At 45.7% G+C, this 19,478-nt stretch carries 17 protein-coding genes and 2 tRNA genes; 6 read left to right on the top strand and 13 right to left on the bottom strand.

What is annotated here, in order from left to right; translation table 11 throughout:
* Positions 1–237 precede the first annotated feature (237 nt).
* Together L4C42_RS22905 and L4C42_RS22900 are read left to right on the top strand one after the other, a co-directional pair.
* Positions 238–322, top strand: a tRNA-Tyr gene (locus tag L4C42_RS22905).
* 78 nt (positions 323–400) lie between these two features.
* A tRNA-Tyr gene (locus tag L4C42_RS22900) sits at positions 401–485 on the top strand.
* 103 nt (positions 486–588) lie between these two features.
* On the opposite strand, the gene L4C42_RS22895 is transcribed toward L4C42_RS22900, so the two are convergent.
* The 7 genes from L4C42_RS22895 to L4C42_RS22865 form a co-directional block, all read right to left on the bottom strand.
* Entirely contained in the window at positions 589–1,539 is a 951-nt protein-coding gene (locus L4C42_RS22895) for a glutathione S-transferase family protein (protein WP_353496688.1), read from the bottom strand.
* A gap of 260 nt (positions 1,540–1,799) precedes the next feature.
* Positions 1,800–2,792: a murein tripeptide/oligopeptide ABC transporter ATP binding protein OppF gene (gene oppF / locus L4C42_RS22890; RefSeq protein WP_418642268.1), complete on the bottom strand. Its 993-nt coding sequence runs from the start codon at positions 2,790–2,792 to the stop codon at positions 1,800–1,802.
* Between the two features lie 5 nt (positions 2,793–2,797).
* Positions 2,798–3,769 carry an ABC transporter ATP-binding protein gene (locus L4C42_RS22885; RefSeq protein WP_353496690.1) on the bottom strand — a complete coding sequence of 324 codons (972 nt, stop codon included), beginning with the start codon at positions 3,767–3,769 and terminating at the stop codon, positions 2,798–2,800.
* Positions 3,770–3,788: 19 nt separating this feature from the next.
* Positions 3,789–4,691: an oligopeptide ABC transporter permease OppC gene (gene oppC, locus L4C42_RS22880; protein WP_353498715.1), complete on the bottom strand. Its 903-nt coding sequence runs from the start codon at positions 4,689–4,691 to the stop codon at positions 3,789–3,791.
* A 15-nt stretch (positions 4,692–4,706) separates the two neighbouring features.
* The gene (gene oppB, locus L4C42_RS22875; RefSeq protein WP_353496691.1) at positions 4,707–5,627 is read right to left on the bottom strand and encodes an oligopeptide ABC transporter permease OppB; all 921 of its coding nucleotides are present in this window, start codon (positions 5,625–5,627) and stop codon (positions 4,707–4,709) included.
* A 129-nt stretch (positions 5,628–5,756) separates the two neighbouring features.
* Positions 5,757–7,421: an ABC transporter substrate-binding protein gene (locus L4C42_RS22870; protein WP_353496692.1), complete on the bottom strand. Its 1,665-nt coding sequence runs from the start codon at positions 7,419–7,421 to the stop codon at positions 5,757–5,759.
* A 650-nt stretch (positions 7,422–8,071) separates the two neighbouring features.
* Positions 8,072–8,926, bottom strand: a complete 855-nt coding sequence (locus L4C42_RS22865) for a helix-turn-helix transcriptional regulator (protein WP_353496693.1) — start codon at positions 8,924–8,926, stop codon at positions 8,072–8,074.
* Positions 8,927–9,307: 381 nt separating this feature from the next.
* Between L4C42_RS22865 and L4C42_RS22860 the strand changes: the two genes are divergently transcribed.
* Positions 9,308–10,924: a long-chain-fatty-acid--CoA ligase gene (locus L4C42_RS22860; protein ID WP_353496694.1), complete on the top strand. Its 1,617-nt coding sequence runs from the start codon at positions 9,308–9,310 to the stop codon at positions 10,922–10,924.
* A 186-nt stretch (positions 10,925–11,110) separates the two neighbouring features.
* A complete protein-coding gene (locus tag L4C42_RS22855; RefSeq protein ID WP_353496695.1) occupies positions 11,111–12,337 on the top strand; it encodes an MFS transporter in 1,227 nt (408 codons plus the stop codon).
* A gap of 80 nt (positions 12,338–12,417) precedes the next feature.
* On the opposite strand, the gene L4C42_RS22850 is transcribed toward L4C42_RS22855, so the two are convergent.
* From L4C42_RS22850 to L4C42_RS22835, 4 genes are all read right to left on the bottom strand, one after another.
* Positions 12,418–13,404, bottom strand: a complete 987-nt coding sequence (locus L4C42_RS22850) for a Gfo/Idh/MocA family protein (protein ID WP_429761801.1) — start codon at positions 13,402–13,404, stop codon at positions 12,418–12,420.
* 214 nt (positions 13,405–13,618) lie between these two features.
* Positions 13,619–14,140 (bottom strand): NADPH-dependent FMN reductase, encoded by a 522-nt coding sequence (locus L4C42_RS22845; protein ID WP_353496697.1) that lies wholly within the window; start codon positions 14,138–14,140, stop codon positions 13,619–13,621.
* 144 nt (positions 14,141–14,284) lie between these two features.
* On the bottom strand, positions 14,285–14,548 hold the full coding sequence (locus L4C42_RS22840; RefSeq protein WP_353496698.1) for a YfcL family protein: 264 nt from the start codon (positions 14,546–14,548) through the stop codon (positions 14,285–14,287).
* A gap of 42 nt (positions 14,549–14,590) precedes the next feature.
* Positions 14,591–15,121 (bottom strand): elongation factor P hydroxylase, encoded by a 531-nt coding sequence (locus tag L4C42_RS22835; RefSeq protein ID WP_353496699.1) that lies wholly within the window; start codon positions 15,119–15,121, stop codon positions 14,591–14,593.
* A gap of 237 nt (positions 15,122–15,358) precedes the next feature.
* Here L4C42_RS22835 and L4C42_RS22830 point away from each other — a divergent pair, with 237 nt between their 5' ends.
* Both L4C42_RS22830 and L4C42_RS22825 read left to right on the top strand, forming a co-directional pair.
* Positions 15,359–15,982 (top strand): trimeric intracellular cation channel family protein, encoded by a 624-nt coding sequence (locus tag L4C42_RS22830; protein ID WP_353496700.1) that lies wholly within the window; start codon positions 15,359–15,361, stop codon positions 15,980–15,982.
* Between the two features lie 169 nt (positions 15,983–16,151).
* The gene (locus L4C42_RS22825) at positions 16,152–16,625 is read left to right on the top strand and encodes a glycine zipper family protein (protein WP_353496701.1); all 474 of its coding nucleotides are present in this window, start codon (positions 16,152–16,154) and stop codon (positions 16,623–16,625) included.
* A gap of 82 nt (positions 16,626–16,707) precedes the next feature.
* Here L4C42_RS22825 and fusA read toward each other — a convergent pair whose 3' ends face one another.
* Together fusA and L4C42_RS22815 are read right to left on the bottom strand one after the other, a co-directional pair.
* Positions 16,708–18,723 (bottom strand): elongation factor G, encoded by a 2,016-nt coding sequence (gene fusA / locus L4C42_RS22820; protein WP_353496702.1) that lies wholly within the window; start codon positions 18,721–18,723, stop codon positions 16,708–16,710.
* 519 nt (positions 18,724–19,242) lie between these two features.
* The coding region (locus L4C42_RS22815) for a hypothetical protein (protein WP_429761800.1) at positions 19,243–19,478 on the bottom strand (236 nt) is incomplete at its 5' end.

The following is a 19,478-nucleotide window of genomic DNA, read 5'->3' as shown; positions in this document are numbered from 1 at the left end:
GCTAATCTATTTACAATTGTGGCTAATCTTTTTTAACCGTGTTGGCGTAGAACCACTATAACTCCCTGCTGTTTAAATAATAATGACTAAAAACACGCTTTTTAGCCGTCTCTGCCCAAAAAGGCACCATTCAGTTCAAAATCAGCAAAAAAGAGTTTACAGTCATACGCAGTTTGTTATGATGCGCTCCGAACTTGAGGGATGTGTTGGGAAAACATCAAACAAGTATAAAACCCTGGGGGGGTTCCCGAGTGGCCAAAGGGAGCAGACTGTAAATCTGCCGGCACTGCCTTCGATGGTTCGAATCCGTCCCCCCCCACCAYATTTTGTTAGTTGAYGATRTCAGCTARCCAACTTGAATCGACGCGTTGGGAAAACATCGACCAAGTATAAAACCCCTGGGGGGGTTCCCGAGTGGCCAAAGGGAGCAGACTGTAAATCTGCCGGCACTGCCTTCGATGGTTCGAATCCGTCCCCCCCCACCATACAAAAGAAAAACCGACTCGCTTGAGTCGGTTTTTTCGTTTCTGCTGTTGGCTAATTCAACTACAGTAAATAGTAAATAACTCAAACATCCCAACAACGACTCTATCCACCTATGGATTCACGCCCGTGTGGTGAATCGAGATCCAATTCAGGCCCAAGCGGCACTACTTGCGTTGGGTTAATTCCCGTGTGACTAAAGTAATAATGACGCTTGATATGATACATATCGGTTGTTGCACTCACCCCTTCGACTTGATACAACTCTTTTAGATAGCCTTGAATGTTCGAGTAATCCGCAATGCGTTTTTTATTACATTTGAAGTGACCAACATATACAGCGTCAAAGCGAACCAAGGTAGTAAACAAGCGCCAATCGGCCTCGGTTAATCGATCACCGACGAGATAACGCGACGTTGCTAGGTGCTCTTCAATCTTATCTAGAGCATCAAACAAGCTATGGAATGCTTCTTCATAAGCATCTTGAGAGGTGGCAAAACCGCAGCGATACACGCCATTGTTGATGTTGGGATAGACAAACTCGTTCCAGTGATCAATGCCAGCACGCAGTGATTCTGGATAGTAGTCGTCATGATTTCCGGTTAATTCGTTGAACGCGGAGTTAAACATTCGAATAATTTCAGAAGATTCGTTGCTTACTATGGTGTTGGTTTTCTTATCCCATAATACAGGCACAGTAACTCTACCAGTATAATCAGGCTTCGCTTGAGTATACACCTGGTGCATTTTGGTGAATCCAAACAGAGGCTCTGGAAGACCAAACGCCCAGCCTTCTGATAGCATATCGGGGCAAACGACAGTGACATCAATATGCGGCTCAAGCCCCTTAAGTGAACGGAATATCAGAGTTCTATGTGCCCAAGGACACGCTAACGACACATAAAGATGATAACGGCCAGATTCAGGTTGAAACTCAGCATCCGCTCGATTCTCAACCCAGTTGCGAAAACCAGCGTCTTCACGGACAAATTTACCACCAGAGGCTTTGGTGTCATACCAAACATCGTGCCAAACACCTTCTACTAATTTCCCCATGACTCTGTTCCTCTTTATCATTTGATGATTCAAAGTATAGAGCGAAGCAAGTTGGAACTTGATAGGAAGGGTTTAACTATGTCGTTCAAATTCTTTGAATAACTAGTGATATAGGAAATGGTTTCCGGATTTCAGATACAAAAAAAGCGCGACCAAACATCTCGTCGCGCTTAGGCCCGTCACAGGCTGAAAATAGCTGCCCTAACCACTCACACACAAATGATTAAGGCTTTTCCTTGCTATTACATTACTGGGATACTCTAAACAGTTACGTTTAGGCACGACACTGCGTGTACGTCCGTTCCCTGTATTGTTGGTTTTTGTTGTGCGCACTGCTCTGTCGCTTGTGGACAGCGCGTGCGGAACACACAACCCGATGGTGGGTTAATTGGTGAAGGTAGATCGCCTTCCAGCATTTGAATCGTCTTAGAGCGCTCTAGCTTAGGATCAGGTATAGGTACTGCTGACATCAGCGCACGCGTGTATGGGTGCTTAGGATCTGCAAACAGTGCTTCAGATTCACCTAACTCTACAGCGTTGCCTAGGTACATCACCAATACGCGATCAGAAATGTGTTTTACTACCGACAAATCGTGGGCAATGAAAACTAAACTCAAACCTAACTCTTTTTGTAGCTCTTTGAGAAGGTTAACTACCTGAGCCTGGATCGATACATCCAGTGCCGATACAGGCTCGTCACAGATGATCATCTTAGGTTTTAGAATAAGCGCACGAGCGATACCGATACGCTGACACTGACCACCAGAGAACTCGTGTGGGTAACGGTTAATAACGTTTGGTAGTAGGCCTACCTTAGTCATCATTTCACGAACACGGTCTTTGACCTCTTCTTTAGAAAGCTCTGGATAGAAGGTTTCTAGCGGTTCAGCGATGATGTCACCGACAGTCATACGCGGGTTAAGCGATGCCAAAGGATCTTGGAATATCATTTGGATCTCTTTACGCGTATTACGACGCTCAACTTCACGCATCTTAGTCAGGTCTTGACCAAGCCACATCACTTCACCGTCTGTTGCTTCAACTAGACCGATGATGGCACGCGCAAATGTCGATTTACCACAACCAGATTCGCCTACTACGCCTAGCGTTTCGCCTTCGTATAAACGAACATTCACGCCGTCTACCGCTTTAAGGTTGGCAGGTTTGCTCCAAGGCCATGCAGACTTGGAAGCAATGCTAAAGTGAACTTTAAGCTCTTTAACGTCTAGAAGTAGTTCTTTGTTATTTGTCATTGCATTCATTTGGCCCAAGCCTCCCAATCAGAAAAACACGCACGTTGACGACCTTGACCAAAGTTCTCTAGCTTTGGTGCTTCTACGCTACACTGAGGTGTTGCACGGTGACAACGCTCTTGGTAAGGACAGCCAGGTGGTAGGCGCAGCAAGTTAGGTGGGTTGCCTGGAATCGTTGGTAGAATTTCACCTTCAGTATCCAAACGAGGGATCGCTTTTAGTAGACCTTCTGCGTATGGGTGACTTGGGTTGTAGAAGATTTCATCTACTGTGCCGTACTCCATAGTACGACCCGCATACATCACTAGTACTTTGTCACAAGAACCTGCAACCACACCCAGGTCGTGGGTGATCATGATGATTGCGGTATTCAATTCTGATTTAAGCTCGTTCAGAAGATCCATGATCTGTGCTTGAACGGTTACATCAAGTGCCGTTGTTGGCTCATCGGCAATCAAAAGCTTTGGACGACATAGTAGCGCCATTGCAATCATTACACGCTGACGCATACCGCCTGAAAACTCATGCGGATACATGGTGATACGCTTACGCGCTTCAGGGATCTTAACGGCTTCAAGCATGCGAACTGACTCTTCGAATGCTTCTGCTTTGCCCATGCCTTTGTGAAGCATGAGTACTTCCATCAACTGGTCGCTCACCTTCATGTAAGGGTTTAGCGAGGTCATTGGATCTTGGAAGATCATCGCGATTTGTTCTGCACGAACCTTGTTTAGCTCTTTCTCAGGCAGGTTAAGGATCTCTTTGCCTTCAAACTTAGCACTACCAGAGATGATGCCGTTTTTCGCAAGCAGACCCATGATAGAGAATACAGTCTGAGATTTACCCGAACCTGACTCACCTACGATACCGAGCGTTTCGCCTTGGTTCAGTGAGAAGTTGAGGTCGTTAACCGCGGTAACAATACCGTCCTGCGTGGTAAATTCGACACGCAGATCTTTTACATCTAATAAGCTCATATTACTTCCTTAGTCTTTATTATCTGTCTTTTGGATCCAACGCGTCACGAAGACCGTCGCCCACATAGTTAAAGCAGAACAGGGTTATTACCATAAATGCTGCAGGGAATGTTAGCTGCCAAATAGCAACTTCCATTGTGTTTGCACCTTCTTGTAGTAGTGCGCCCCAACTAGTCATTGGCTCTTGAACGCCTAGACCAAGGAATGAAAGGAATGATTCGGTCAGAATCATGCTAGGGATAAGTAGCGTTGAGTATACCGCTACGATACCAAGTACGTTTGGAACAATGTGACGAGTAATGATTTTCCACTTACTCACACCACAGACGTGCGCCGCTTCGATAAACTCTTTGCTGCGTAGGCTGAGCGTCTGACCACGTACGATACGCGCCATGTCTAGCCAAGCAATCGCACCGATTGCCACAAAAATAAGCACAATATTACGACCAAAGAATGTCACTAGTACGATAACTAGGAACATAAATGGTACTGCGTACAGGATTTCTAGAATACGCATCATGATGCGGTCAACACGACCACCGATAAAGCCTGAAGCTGCACCGTAAAGAGTACCAATCACTACCGCTACTAGCGCACCTAGTACACCAACCATCAACGAGATACGACCGCCTACTAGAGTACGAACATACAAGTCACGCCCCAGTGCATCGGTGCCAAACCAGTGCGCCGCACTTGGCGCAGAGTGCATCGCAGACCAGTTTGTATCGTCAAATGCATGCTCAGCAAGCATAGGTAGGAAGACAACCGCAAGCGTCATTAAGGCAAGGATAAACAAGCTGACCATCGCGGCTTTGTTACGCATGAATCGAATGCGTGCATCTTGCCAAAGACTGCGACCCTCTACCTCTAGATTTTCTGAAAACTTTTCTACTGCTTCTAAGTTTTCTTTCTTCGTTAGTATCATTACTTAGCTCCTTTAGTAACGAATTTTCGGGTCAATCATGGCAAGCAAGATGTCCACGACTGCGTTGAACAGAATGAATAGGAAACCAATCAAAATGGTGATACCCATTACTAACGAATAGTCACGGTTAAATGCTGCGTTTACGAACAGCTTACCGATACCTGGTAGACCAAAGATGGTCTCGATAACGACCGAACCTGTGATGATACCGACGAAAGCAGGTCCCATGTACGATACCACTGGCAGTAGAGCTGGCTTAAGCGCGTGCTTCAGAATGATGTAACGGTAGCTCAAACCTTTCGCACGAGCGGTACGAATGAAGTTACTGTTGAGCGTTTCGATCATGCTGCCACGGGTGATACGAGCAAACGTTGCCACGTAGAGCAGAGACATACCGATGATCGGTAGCGCCATGTATTGAAATGAGCCGTCATTCCAACCACCAGCAGGCAGCCAACCAAGGTTAATTGAGAAGATATATATCAGTACCGGCGCGAGTACGAATGAGGGCATAACAACCCCGAGCATGGCGGTGGCCATCACCCCATAATCGAGCCAACTGTTTTGCCGCAGTGCGGCTATGGTTCCTACCGTTACCCCCATAATGACGGTAAAGATGAACGCTAAGAAACCGACTTTTGCTGACACTGGTAATGCATTAGAGACCAGTTCATTTACCGAGAAGTCTTTATACTTGAACGAAGGACCAAAGTCGCCTTGCAAAATGTTGGTTAGGTAAGTGGTGTATTGCTCAAACACCGGCTTATCTAGGCCGTATTTTGCGTTGATGTTCGCCATTACCTCTGGAGGCAGTGGACGCTCACTTGAAAAAGGGTTACCTGGTGCGAAGCGCATCAGGAAAAAAGATACGGTGATCAATACCAGTAGTGTTGGTATTGCTTCAAAAATCCGTTTCATAATGAATTTAAACATAAACTCATCCATCCAGTCTGTGACAATTAAAAATAGCAATAGACGCTGCATGTGTTTCCACATGCAGTGCCTTCATAGTTATAGTTTTATGTGAGTAGGAACTACTCTATTGAATTACTTGAGAAGCAATTACTCTACGATGTACATATCTTTAGAGAACAGCTTATCTTCAGCGTTGTTTACCGCGTAGCCACCAACTTTCGGTGAGACCAAGCGAGATGTAACGTACTGATAGATAGGTGCGATTGGCATATCGCGCGCTAGCAGTTTTTCAGCTTCGATGTATAGCGCTTCGCGCTCTTCGTCGCTAGTTGCAGCCATTGCTTTAGCCATTACTGCGTCATACTCTTCACTGTGGTACTTAGGATCGTTAGAGCTGTTGTTAGATTGCATTAGTGACAGGAAGCTTGAAGCTTCGTTGTAGTCACCACACCAACCAGCACGAGTCACGTCGAAGTCACCTTGGCGGCGAGTATCTAGGTACGTTTTCCACTCTTGGTTTTCAAGCGTAACGTTAACACCTAGGTCTTTCTTCCACATAGATTGAACAGCAGTGGCTACTTTCTTGTGGTTTTCAGACGTGTTGTATAGCAGTGTGAAGTTTAGAGGATTGTTCTCATCGAAGCCTGCTTCAGCAAGAAGCTTCTTCGCTTCAGCAATACGCTCTTCCTGAGTCATGTTGCCGTACGCTGGAAGTGCTGGGTTGAAGCCCGCTGTGATTTCTGGCGTTAGGAAGTAAGCTGGCTTCTGACCTTGACCCATGATTGCGTTAGCAACGACGTCACGGTCGATAGTGTAAGACAGTGCTTTACGAACGCGAACATCGTCGAACGGTGCTTTTTGGTTGTTGAAACCGTAGTAGTAAGAACACAGGTTACCTTTCACGTTAACCGACTCTGGGTGCTCTTTCTGTAGACGTTTGAAGTGCTCGATAGGCAGTTCGTTTGTGATCTGAATTTCACCAGATAGGAAACGGTTCATTTCCGCTACTTGGTTTTCGATCGGTAGGAACGTTACTTTCGTTAGCTTAGTGTTTGCGTTATCCCAGTACTGAGTGTTTGGCTTGAGCTCAATACGCTCGTTTACCACCCAGTTGTCTAGAACGAATGCACCGTTACCAACAAAGTTTTCTGGTTTAGTCCACTGGTCGCCAAACTTCTCAACAGTCGCTTGGTGTACTGGCTTAACCGTTGTGTGACCCATCATCTTAACGAAGTAAGGAACCGCTTGCTCTAGTTGTACAACAAGAGTGTGGTCGTCAGTCGCAGTCACACCTAGTGTGTCTTTGTCTTTCTTACCAGCGATGATATCCGCAGCATTTTCCATCGTCGTCATTTCTAGGTACCACGAGTATGGAGAAGCTGTGTTTGGATCAACTGCACGCTTGAAACTGTATACGAAATCTTGAGCAGTTACTGGGTCGCCGTTAGACCATTTTGCGTCTTTGCGAAGGTGGAAAGTGAACTTAGTGTTGTCTGTCGTTTCCCAAGACTCTGCAACACCTGGAGTGGTGTTACCATCTGCGTCTTGGTTTACAAGGCCTTCTAGTAGATCACGAATTACGTGAGACTCTGGAACACCTTCAGTTTTATGCGGGTCAATCGACGCGACTTCAGTACCGTTACCACGAACGAGTTCCTGAACATCTGCCAATTTAACTTCTGATGTATTTTCCACTGCAGCCGGTGCAGGTTGTTGAGTTTGCTTTTCCTCTGGCTTATCGCCACAACCTACTAGCGCTAGCGACATACCTGCACTCACAAGTATCGCTCGCGTGATCTTATTCTTATACATGTATTAAACTCCAAGTTTTATTTTTGCATCCATGACTTCTTCGAAGAATTGCTAGAACGGTCAGCATTTTAGAACTATTTAGCTCAATATTTGAGCATAAAATTCTAAATCCTTACGAAGATTGCGGTTCACATTACCAATCTTCAAAGCAATTTGCCATATTTTTGTAGCGAAAATGGCATAATTCTCCTAGGAGAGATAAATAATAGATAAAAACTCCACCAAGTGGTGAAGTTACTGACTGATATCACTAGTGGACAATTTAACACCAGCGATAAATCTCGATAATTCTAATTTTTAACCACTAAACAGCATGTTTGACTAAAATCCCACCACACCATTTAACAATTCGTTTTCATTTTACCTATCACTCAGAATTATCAAACACCTAAAAAAAACCAAATGTGATTGCAATCACATACATTCGGGCTACTTCCGTGCAACCTCGGATTAAGATCACAAAAAAAACCCGACCTCTGACTACCAAGAGATCGGGTAAACTGACGGCGCTACGCGGCTCAAGCGTGCGCTCAGATAAGGAGATGTGTCACTAGCAGACGCTACTTTGTCGCGCTTACTGGTTCCAACCGTTACTATGTTAAATATTTTTAACACTCCACCCAATAACCCTAATAGGGGATAAAAGGTGATCAGTGCACGCTCTTGCCACCAAAATACAGGGTTAGCGGGTCAATATTGCTGTCAGCAGGCACCGTAGATGCCGCTTCTAAGAACAGAGAGAACAGCTCTGATTGGGAAGATATTTTTAACTTATTGTGGATTCGCTTGCGATATACCTTCACAGTTTCTGTCGAGACTTCTAACAAAGGCGCAATCGCCTTAGTAGAGTAACCTTGCAATACTAATTGGGTCACCTGACATTCACGTTCACTAAGGAAGTCTTTGCCAAAGTTACTGAAAATATCATTCAACTGATGACCAATAGTACGTTGTTCTGGATGGCCTACCTGAAAGTGCTTGCAAATCGCGACACTGATCAGCTCATAAAAAGTATTCACGACTTCCACTTCATCGACATCTACGCTCGCCTTATTGCGCAGTCCAAGTGAAAGCACTAAACGCAAATTATCACCACAACTGGTGATGACTCCCACTTCTTTTTGCAACCCTGTTTGTTTATATATTTGGTGGTAGTAATCGCTACTGTAGAATTCATCTGGAGCAATATCATCGAGACGATAGACTCCTTCTTTTACTCCGCGGCGGATCAACTGATAGAACGGATCCAGCACCAAAGCGCTCATAAACTCTTTGTCGATAGCTTGGTCTTCGAAAAAACTCGTATCGTTGTAAAGCAAAACAGGTGCGTTTTCTCCACCAAAGCTCATCACGACTAAACTGTCATAACCAACAATCGCAGTTGTAAGCTCAGACAGTCGCTGTAGAAATGTTGCATCTCCAATAGCGGCAATTAATCGTGGATAGTGTCGGTTGAACTCACTCCATGCACCTGCTTGTTCCGTCATTGTCGTAGGTTGAGACATAGACACTCCTTATCTTAACTTCACATGCCTATTCAATTACCATGATTCTCGATGCTTGCTCAACTCAGTACAGACCCAACGTTCCGCTCTTCGCGGTTTTCACCGTTAGAACTATTCGTTTGTACAATGGGATGCGATTCTGCAATGGTCGCTTCTGCAATCAAAGCGCATCGATGAGTAAATTATATCTTCCATCGTGACAAATATATTGAATGATAAAAAGTAAATTACCCCGCTTTTAAGGAGCTGTGTCAAAGTTTCTACTGCAGAGCCTGACACTTATGTGACTTCACAACTCAACTCGTAACTCTATTGGGGTACATACCCAAAGCCAATGCGATCACATACTATTCACATTCCAATAACAAACGGAGTTGCATAATGAAAGGTCAAATGATGAATGTCCCTCTCACCATTACTGAAATCATGCGTCATGCGGATAAAGTGAACGGTGATACTGAAGTTGTCTCGGTGACTTATGACAATCCTCGCCACAAATATACCCTTAACGACGCATTTAAAAGAACTCGCCAGCTTGCCAATGCGCTGCAGTCACTTGGTCTAGAAAAAGGGCAGCGCATCGCTACGTTTGCCTGGAACGATTATCGTCATCTTGAGCTGTACTACGCCATCTCTTGTTCGGGTGCCGTACTGCACACGGTCAACCCGCGCTTATTTCCAGAGCAAATCGAATACATCGTCAATCACGCCGAAGATACCGTCGTGTTTTTCGATCCGGTTTTTGCGCCGCTCATTGAAAAGCTGCAGCACAATTTCCCATCAGTTCGTCACTATGTTGCCCTTTGTGATAAGGCGCACCTACCCGATGTCAACATTGCCAATCTAACCGATTATGAATCCTTGATTGACGATCAAAGCGATGAGTTCGACTGGCCAGAACTGGCCGAAGATGATGCGAGCTCCCTATGCTATACCTCGGGTACGACCGGACACCCGAAAGGTGTGTTGTATTCACATCGTTCTACCGTGCTCCATTCACTAGGTAGCGCACTACCGGATGCATTTTCGCTTTCTATCGACCAAACCGTTATGCCAATTGTGCCCATGTTTCATGTAAACGGATGGGGGCTTGCTTACAGCGCACCTATGACCGGCACCAAGCTCGTGATGCCGGGACCTAAGATGGCCGATGGCGTAGTGTTAAGCGACCTCATCAATAGCGAGGGTGTCACGATGACCGCAGGGGTACCTGTCGTGTGGCTGATGCTACTCGAGCATCTTAAAAACAATGACATTCAAGTACCGACACTGGATCGCATCGTAGTTGGTGGCTCGGCATGTCCAGAGCTACTAATCAATGAATTTGATGAGCTGTTCAATGTCTCGGTTCACCACGCCTGGGGGATGACTGAGATGAGTCCACTTGGCACTTTTAATAAACTAAAACCGAGCCTCAAGCAGCAGTCAGAAAAAGAGCAGATGAACTATAAGCTCAAGCAAGGGCGTATTGTATTTGGTGTCGATATGCGGATCGAAGATTGGCAGGGTCAAGAAGTGGAATGGGATGGCCATCAATTTGGTGCAGTCAAAGTAAGGGGACCTTGGATTGCTTCTGGTTACTATAAGCAAGGCGAGTCCGTTGACGACAATGGCTATTTTGACACGGGTGATGTCGCCAGCGTGGATCCCCATGGCTATATGTTGATCACAGACCGTTCTAAAGATGTGATAAAGTCCGGTGGTGAATGGATTAGCTCGATTGAGCTTGAAAACATAGCCGTCGGCCACCCTGATATCAAAGAGGCGGCGGTCATCGGTGTTCCTCATAAAAAATGGGGAGAAAGACCGCTACTGATAGCCGTTACCCACGATGTAGAAATCTCTGCCGAAGCGCTGCTTGACCATTTTGACGGTAAAGTGGCTAAGTTCTGCATCCCGGATGCGGTTGAGTTTATTAAAGAGCTCCCCCACACCGCTACTGGCAAATTGAGCAAGAAAGATCTGCGCAGTAAATACGCCGACTATATTCTAGGTTAATCCGTCCTCGCCTTACCTCTCCTACCGGGTCTTTGTGTCCTCACAGAGACCCGAACCTGATATGAAACACAATAATTACATCCATTAACATCTCTGTAACCCAATTGGGTACTACATCAATTGCTAATTAACGCTCACTATTAACATGTCTATAACAAACTGTTCAAGGATGGATAGGAGCTCAATATGCTAAACACTTTTATTAGCCCAAAACGGACGATTGATTCAAAAGCGCTTATCATCGCAGCTATGATGCTGGTGATGTTTGCGCCTAACGCGTTTAACTTTTTACCCTTTATGCTTGGCGGCGCTGCAGAAGCTATGGCACTCGATGATGCGCAAATTGAAAGCATCGCGATGTACGAACTTCTTGCCACAGCCCTCTCTTCTCTACTTTTTTCGCTACTTCTGATTCGCCGTGTTAACTGGCGTTACATTGGTTACATTGCCGCTATCGCACTGATTGCGGGTAACTACATGAGTATGACTGCGCAGGACTTCGATAGCTTTATCACCAGTCGTTTGATTGCTGGTAGCGGCCAAGGCATCGGCTATTCATTAGGTCTGGTGGGAATGAGTGTGACTAAGCACCCAGGTCGTAACTTTGGTTACATGATTGCCGCCCTCAATGTTTGGCTAATCACTTGGTTCATTTTGATCCCAGAGCTCATGGCAGAATTCGGTCTCAACGCCCTCTACCAATTCTTTATGTTTGCCTCTGCGTTATGCTTGGTCGCTTTCTGGTTCTACCCTGATAATGGCCGTGTTGACAAGGACAAAGAACTCTCTTCTGTACACGGCGATAGCGTCGACAAAAAGAAATACGTTGTCCCTATGATTTGGGTTGGTGGCGCATTCCTGGTTTACAGCTTAAGCCTTGGTATCATTTATCCGTATATCGAGATCATTGGTGCAGACATGCAAGCGTCTACTGAAGATGTCGGTTTGGTGTTGGCGGTAGGTTCAGTGATGGCCGTGATCGGTGGCATTCTGACTGCGGTTGTCGACAAGAAATATAGCCATACCACCATCATTGTTTCTCTTAGTGTGATTAACGCGGCGGTCTGTTTTGGTATGGCAAGCACCAACGACACCACATCATTCCTTGGCTTCTCTGCATTTTACATTATGCTTTGGAACATGATGTACGCTCGCTACTACACAGCACTAGCGACCACAGATAAGTCAGGTTACTTTAGCTCATACGGCCCAGAGATCGGTACAGTCGGTCTAGCGGCAGGTCCAATCGTTGCGCAGGCAGCAACGGCGACGGGCGATTTCCAAGGGCAGGTCGGCGTTGGTGCTGTCTGTATCGCAGTGGCAACCGTAATGGTGTTTATTGGTCTTGGTAAGTCTAAGCTGATAGATCGCGGGGTGGCTCGCGACTCTGACTCAGGACAGCAAAAAGCTTAAATTTAAATACATAGTCTAGGTAAAGCGTCGGTGTCACTGCCAACTGTCCGACGCTTTCATTGTGTTTAACTGTAAATTATCTATTGAGAGTTAACATCTGCCGGAAACACAATGCCAGTCTGACGGCGAACTTCAGTAATGATATGGGCAATTGTCAGCGAGCGCTGAGTCGCGTGTTCATCCATTTCTCCTTTCAAAATCATCGATGCAAAGGCCTTCGCTTCATACATCATGCTGTTCTCAACTTGTTCAGTTTCAAAATGAGTACGCCCACAACTTCGAGCATACAAATCAAAGCCTAAACACTCAGAGAAGTCAGCAAGTATCAGGCTACCCTCTTCCCCTTGGATTTCACTTGTTGAGTAGCTATTACTTACCTTCGAATGGCTTAACGTCACATCAAACTCAGGGTAACGAAGCAAAACGCTACCATGAGCATCAACCCCTGACTCCAACAAATGAGCACTTGCTTGAATCTGAGTCGGTGCACCAAACAACTCCACTGCAGCCGCCACGGAGTAGAAACCAATATCCATGATTGAGCCATTGGAAAATTCAGGGTTAAAGGTATTCGGGTTTTCACCATCAAGATACTTTTGATAGCGAGACGAGTACTGACAGTAGGTCAAATGAGCCTTGTGCAATCTTCCTAGGTTCGCTAGCGCTTTTTTAGCTTCAATAAAATTAGGTAAATAAGCCGTTTTGAAAGCCTCCATCAACACCACGTTGTTGGCTTTAGCCACTTCAAGCATCGACTCTACTTGCGCTAAGTTGGATGCCATTGGCTTTTCGCAAATGACATGCTTCCCCGCTTGCATCATTTGTATTGCTTGAGCACTGTGAAGGCTGTTTGGTGAAGCAATGTAAACCGCATCAATCTCTTTTGACGCCGCAAGTTCCTCTAATGAGTCAATAAATAGAGTAGCGCCAAGCGGTTCGCCGAATGCACGCGCTTTATCAAGCGCACGTGAATAAACCCCTCGAATCACAAACTGTTCGGTTTGCAGTGCCGCGCGAGCAAACTTCTCGCTAATCCAGTTTGTGCCGATAATTGCAAGCTGAAGCATAGTGTTCCCTTATCCTTTTTATTTTTTACTTATGTAGCTGTGGCTAAGATTACTCTTTGGCATCATCAATGCCAATATAGCTATGTATTAATTTGAGAAACGAGTATGAATTTGAGAAATGGATGACCCCATTTCGTAAATAAAAAAGCGGAATTAGAAAAGGCGCCATAAATAGGCGCCTTCATATAAAAATAGTTACGATACAAAAGTGAGATCAGAGCTGCTCAATGGCCGATTGAACTTTGTCAATCAACTCAGCGTTGGTGAGCTGACCCGATTCAAGGTCAAAATTATCGTAAAAGCTCGGAACAGAGACACTCGCTTTGACATTGCCGCCAAAATAAGGCGCGGAGTTGGTTGCCGCCGCAAGCACGTTTGCAGCGCCTCCAGGTCCTGGTGAAGTAGCGAGGTAGACTGCAGGAATGCCCTTAAATACTTCGCGTTCGATACGTGTCGCCCAATCAAACAAGTTCTTATACGCTGCTGGATGGTGACCGTTGTGCTCAGCAAAAGAAATGACTAATGCATCCGCGGTTGCAATCGCATCAAGAAACGTTTTTGCCCCCTCTGCCTGACCGATTTCTTTCTCTTTGTCTTCCGAAAATAGTGGAACATCAAACTGAGTAAGGTCAAGCACCTCGACGTCAGCGCCTTCAATTAAATTGGCGCTGTAAGTTGCTAGAGCTTTATTAATAGAAGTACTGCTAGTGCTTGCGCCAAATGCGATAACTTTCATAGTCGATTCCCTTTAGTCTCACGTAATGTTTGATTAAAGGTTAACCTATCTGCTTGATCCAGCAAGAGAGAAAATCCTATCTAGTTCATCGAATTATTTGAACAAGTACATTTTGCCTACGTCTTCGTTGCTAGGCTTGCCGTATTAAATAACGGCTTGTAGCTCTGTCCACAAGTCATTGACGATAACGCGGTCCGCTGGGCTCAGCTCTGACTTGGCCTCATCTAGGCTTGCTTGGATTCGAGTTTTAAATTCACCAATATCAACAACACCATCTTCTTCACACGATGCGGCAGACAGTGAAATGTGACCACGCAAGTAACCACCGGCAAATAGCTCATCATCGGAAGCTTGAGTGATTCGTGAATCAATGGTTTCTAACAGTTTTTCTTCGTATTCAATAATCATGTTGAGGCTCTTTAATAGTAATTCGATGATGGAGGCTATGCGCTAACGCACCACAAAGGTGTTATGAGTCAATTCAGGGGTTTGATAAAAGCTGCGCAATGCATCTGACAGCTGTTTTACGCGAGGTGGAATACCCTTTTCGAGGATAGAGGCAACCTCGGCATGAACCTTCCCCATAAATCCAAGACGATCCGGTTCAAAGTCGCCACTTAGGTTGTCGCAACTGACTGAAAACGGGAATCCAGCACTGGCCGCAAGGATCCACTCATAGGCTTGAGGACGGATCTCTACTTTCTCGAACTCAGCTTGTACCTCTGCCGTCCGACCGTCTGGTTGATACCAATAACCAAAGTCTTCCAACAACCTTCTCTCAGGGCCAGCGACACACCAATGAGCAATCTCATGTAATGCGGAGGCATAGAACCCTCTTGCGAAAACAATACGATGATAGTCGACCTTATCATCAGCTGGAAGGTAGATTGGCTCATCACCACCTAACTCAAGCTTGGTGCGATAATCATCGAAAAAGGTGTGATTGAAAACAGTAATAAGATCTTGGTACTCGTGGTGCATAACAGTAGCGTAGCTATAATAATTGGCGTTATTGTGTATTCAATCGCAGGCGACGTAAAGGGCAAACTGTACAAAGCCAACTGAGCGGCTATATCTTTGTTGCGAAAACCGTGACTCACCCTAAAAAAAGATTAGTTTAAGTAATCCGAAAAACGTTTGCGTGACAAATCATTTCATTCGTCAATATTGACACAAATCACTACACTATCGCATCTTCATTTTTCGAGTGTTAGCGTTATGTTACTCACCGTCTTATATATCATCGGCATCACGGCAGAAGCGATGACTGGCGCGCTCAGTGCGGGCCGACGCAACATGGATTGGTTTGGTGTCATGCTCGTTGCCAGTGCAACTGCAATTGGTGGTGGTACAGTTCGTGATATCTTGCTTGGTCACTATCCGCTAGGTTGGGTAAAACATCCTGAGTTTTTGGCCATTACTTGCTTTGCAGGGATCCTAACAACGGGACTGGCAAAATGGATTATTAAATTTAAAGGTGTGTTCCTAAGACTCGATGCTCTTGGTTTAGTTGTGTTTACCATTATCGGCACCAATGTTGGACTTGGCATGGGCTTACACCCATTCATTTGTGTAGTATCTGGTCTCGTCACTGGCGTTTTTGGTGGTCTACTGCGTGATTTGATCTGTCGCCAAACGCCACTAGTGCTTCATCAGGAGCTGTATGCATCTATTTCTGTCGTCGCAGCCTGCCTATATTTGGCACTGCTTGAGTACGGGTTATCGACGCTATCTACCACCGTCATCACATTGGTGGTTGGCTACACATTGCGTATGGCAGCGTTGCGCTTCAAATGGCGTTTACCTTCGTTTCAGTTAGACAGCGAAGAAGCGCTACACTAATTCGATTTCTAGTCTCAAATGACGCTGAAGCTGATATTCGCAACTTGAATATCAGCTTTATTGTCTCCCTTATCGTTCTATATATCACCTGTCGGTATAGTGAGTGTCATCCAAGGCAATCACCAATCAACGCCTTACAACGAAAAGGCGTAACAATACAGGTAATATTATGCTTTCATCAAAACTGCTGACATCGAAAACTCTTAAAGCCTTAGCTCTTGTGATGGCGCTATTCGCAACAGGATGTGCATCAAACAAAGCCACGAATGAAGACACAGCAAACCGCAATGAAGCACGTAATCGTGGCGCAATTGGCGGCGCCCTAATTGGTGTGACTGCAGGTGTGTTAACGGGTAGTCCAGAGGTGGCAGTTAAGGCAGGTACCGCAGGTGCAGTTGCTGGCGGCGTATCAGGCTCGATGAAAGATACCGCAGAAGCGCGTGAAACTGAACGTACAGAAATTTTGGCTGAAAGCCTACAGAAAGACACGCGTTCAGACTCAGAAAAACGCGTGGCTGAGCTAGAAGCTGAAATCCGCATCAAAGAGCTAGAAAAGCAAATTTCAGAAATGGAAAAACAGCAGCCAGCACCAACAGCGAACTCGACATCATCAGATTCTGAGCAGGAAAAGAGTAAGTCTTAACACGTCTTTGGCTAAAGTGTTCTGCATAAAAAGGTCGGCTTAAAACATCGGCTCCAACGGTTTTCCGTTGGAGCCGACTTGTTTACTCTTGCTCCTCACACACTCGGTTTTGAATCATGGGCGGTGCCGGCTCATAGTGACTCAGAGTCATGCTAAAGCGCCCTTCTCCACCCGTTAACGCTTTTAGCCTGCGGGAGTAATCCGCCAACTCATTAATTGGCGATTTAGCGACCAAAATGGTGCTGCCATAAGTGCCTTGTTCGCTTCCGACGATGAGCCCTCGATTAGCAGAAAGATCGCCGGAAACATCACCGACATGTTGAGTTGGAATTTCTAAAGACAAGTCGACAATGGGTTCCAATACGATAGGGCCTGCTGCTTCGACAGCCTGCAAGAAGGCTTTTTTGCCAGCAATGACAAACGCAATCTCTTTTGAGTCAACCGAATGATACTTACCATCGAACACCGTCACTTCTATGTCTTTGATTGGATTGCCGGATATCGCCCCTTCTTCTAATGCCTGAACTATGCCTTTTTCCACTGCTGGGATTAACGCGGTTGGAATCGCGCCACCAACTACTTTGTTAACAAATCGGAAGCCAGCGCCACGCTCAAGCGGCCTTACTTTCAGTTGAACCTCACCAAACTGTCCAGCGCCGCCACTCTGTTTCTTATGACGATATTGCGCTTCGGCAGGCTTAGTAATGGTCTCGAAGTATTCAACGCTTGGCTGACTGGTTTCTACATCTAACTTGAAGACTTTTTGCATCTTTTCAAGCGCGATCTTGAGATGGAATTCACCCTGACCGCTAAGTACCGTTTCATTAGTGCGTGTACGGTGCTCTATCTTAAGTGATGGATCTTCTGCGGCAATCTTGGCTAATACGTCAGACATTTTCTGCTCATCACCGCGTTTTTTCGGTGTCAGCGTCAGACTGTACATCGACTCAGGGAAGTTTAGCGTTTTGAACTGCACGCCGTCTTCATCGTGAGAATCATGGATCACAGAATCAAAGGCAAGATCATCCACTTTCACCAATACGCACAGATCCCCCGCTTTAGCAGTGGTGATCTCTTGACGTTTCTTACCTTGTAAGTTGTATAGGTGGCCAACTTTAAACGCTTTACTGCTATCACCAACGAATAGCTGACTGCCCGCGGTAATTTCACCCTGAAAAACACGCACGTAAGCAAGCTTGCCCATATAAGGATCCACATTGACCTTGTAAACGTGCGCGACAGTATGGTCACGTTTGTCACAATCAATCGCTACTTGCTTACCATTTTTCTCTAGCATCGGTGGATTGCCTTCGTCTGGCATTGGCATAATTTCTGCCAAAGTGCGCAGCAACAGCTCACAGCCAGCACCCGTATCCGAGGAGACAAAACAAACGGGTACCACGTGACCGGTTCGGAGCGCTTTTTCAAACGGATCGTGGAGCTGCTCTGGTGTTAGTTCTGAGCCTTGCTCCAAATAGAGCTCCATCAACGATTCATCCATTTCAACAACCTGATCGACCAGTAGCTCATGGGCTTCATCGACGCCACTAAACAACGTGGTTTGCTCAGGATTTGGCTCAAAGTAGCAATCGACGACTTCCGCCGGCTTTTGTGACGGTAAGTTAATCGGTAAACATTGTGCGCCGAAGCGCTGCTCAATTTCTTCAAGTAATGCCAAAAGCTTGTCGGGGTGCTGATCGATCTTATTGATGATCACCATCTGGCATTTTTTCTGATCTTTTGCGAATCGGAATAAGCGCTCGGAGACTTGGTTGATAGAACTACCTGCATCCAGCACCAAAGCAGAGGTTTCAACCGCTGGAAAGATACTCATCGTGCGGCCGAGAAGCTCGACCTGTCCCGGAGTATCGATGAAGTTCATTTGATGGTTGCGCCACGAAAGAGTGACTGGGGTTGCTTCAACACTGTGCTGATAGTGAATAGACTGGTCGTCAAAATCGGTGATCGTGTCACCATCTTCAACATGACCTAGGTTATTAATGGCGTGGGACTCAAAAAGTAGACGTTCAACTAAGCTGGTTTTGCCAGTTCCTGTTTGACCGACAAAGGCAATATTTCTAATTTCATGTTGAGACATAAGACGCTCCTTAAATGATTGGAAACAAGCACTGTTACATTGAGTCGGCGGTTTCCCGCCTACTCGTCTTCCAAGTCATTTTTCGGATCCTTCTGTCCAAACAATGCACTCCCACATGATGGCTGAGTGACTAGTGTGAACCTATACCCGCACAAATATTGTGACTAATTTCATAACGTATGGATTTTTGGGTATTTATTGCTTAAGACGTGATTTGGGACAAAAAATCCCTGCTGTTAATTAGCACGGCTAGTGGGGTGACGACTATTTTAGGACACCACCAACACCGTCATTCCTGTGCAGACAAGAATCTACTTAAGGCTTGGTGCTCGCTGTAAGAAGCCCCCTGCCTGCGCAGGAGTGACGATACACTGGGTCTTTGAAGGTGCCGATATGTGGGAGAACGACAAACTCCAAAACACCGTCCTTCCTGTGTAGACAGGAATCTACTTAAGGCTTGGTGCGCTTGTACTGATGGTCACATAGGTAACACTTTAAACCGGCCACATAGGTAACACCCTATGTTGGCCGAATTACTTTTCCAACAACTTCATCTACAATCCCTAATCTCATTTCTCCAAATCGAAGCAACCAACATCGATTGTCGATATATTCCAAACTAACGTACTCACCTAATAGTCTTCTCGTGACGTAAATGGCTTGCCCGTTAAGTTTAATATAGCCGCCACATTTCACCTTTCTGACTTCATGTTCGCTAGGGTATTCCAGCGGAGGTAATTGATTGGGGAATGGTT

This window comes from Vibrio wakamikoensis, from assembly GCF_050337275.1.
In the GTDB taxonomy this organism is placed as follows: domain Bacteria; phylum Pseudomonadota; class Gammaproteobacteria; order Enterobacterales; family Vibrionaceae; genus Vibrio; species Vibrio chaetopteri.
The sequence above is the reverse complement of the archived record's forward strand: the minus strand, read 5'-3'. Positions and strand labels throughout refer to the sequence as shown.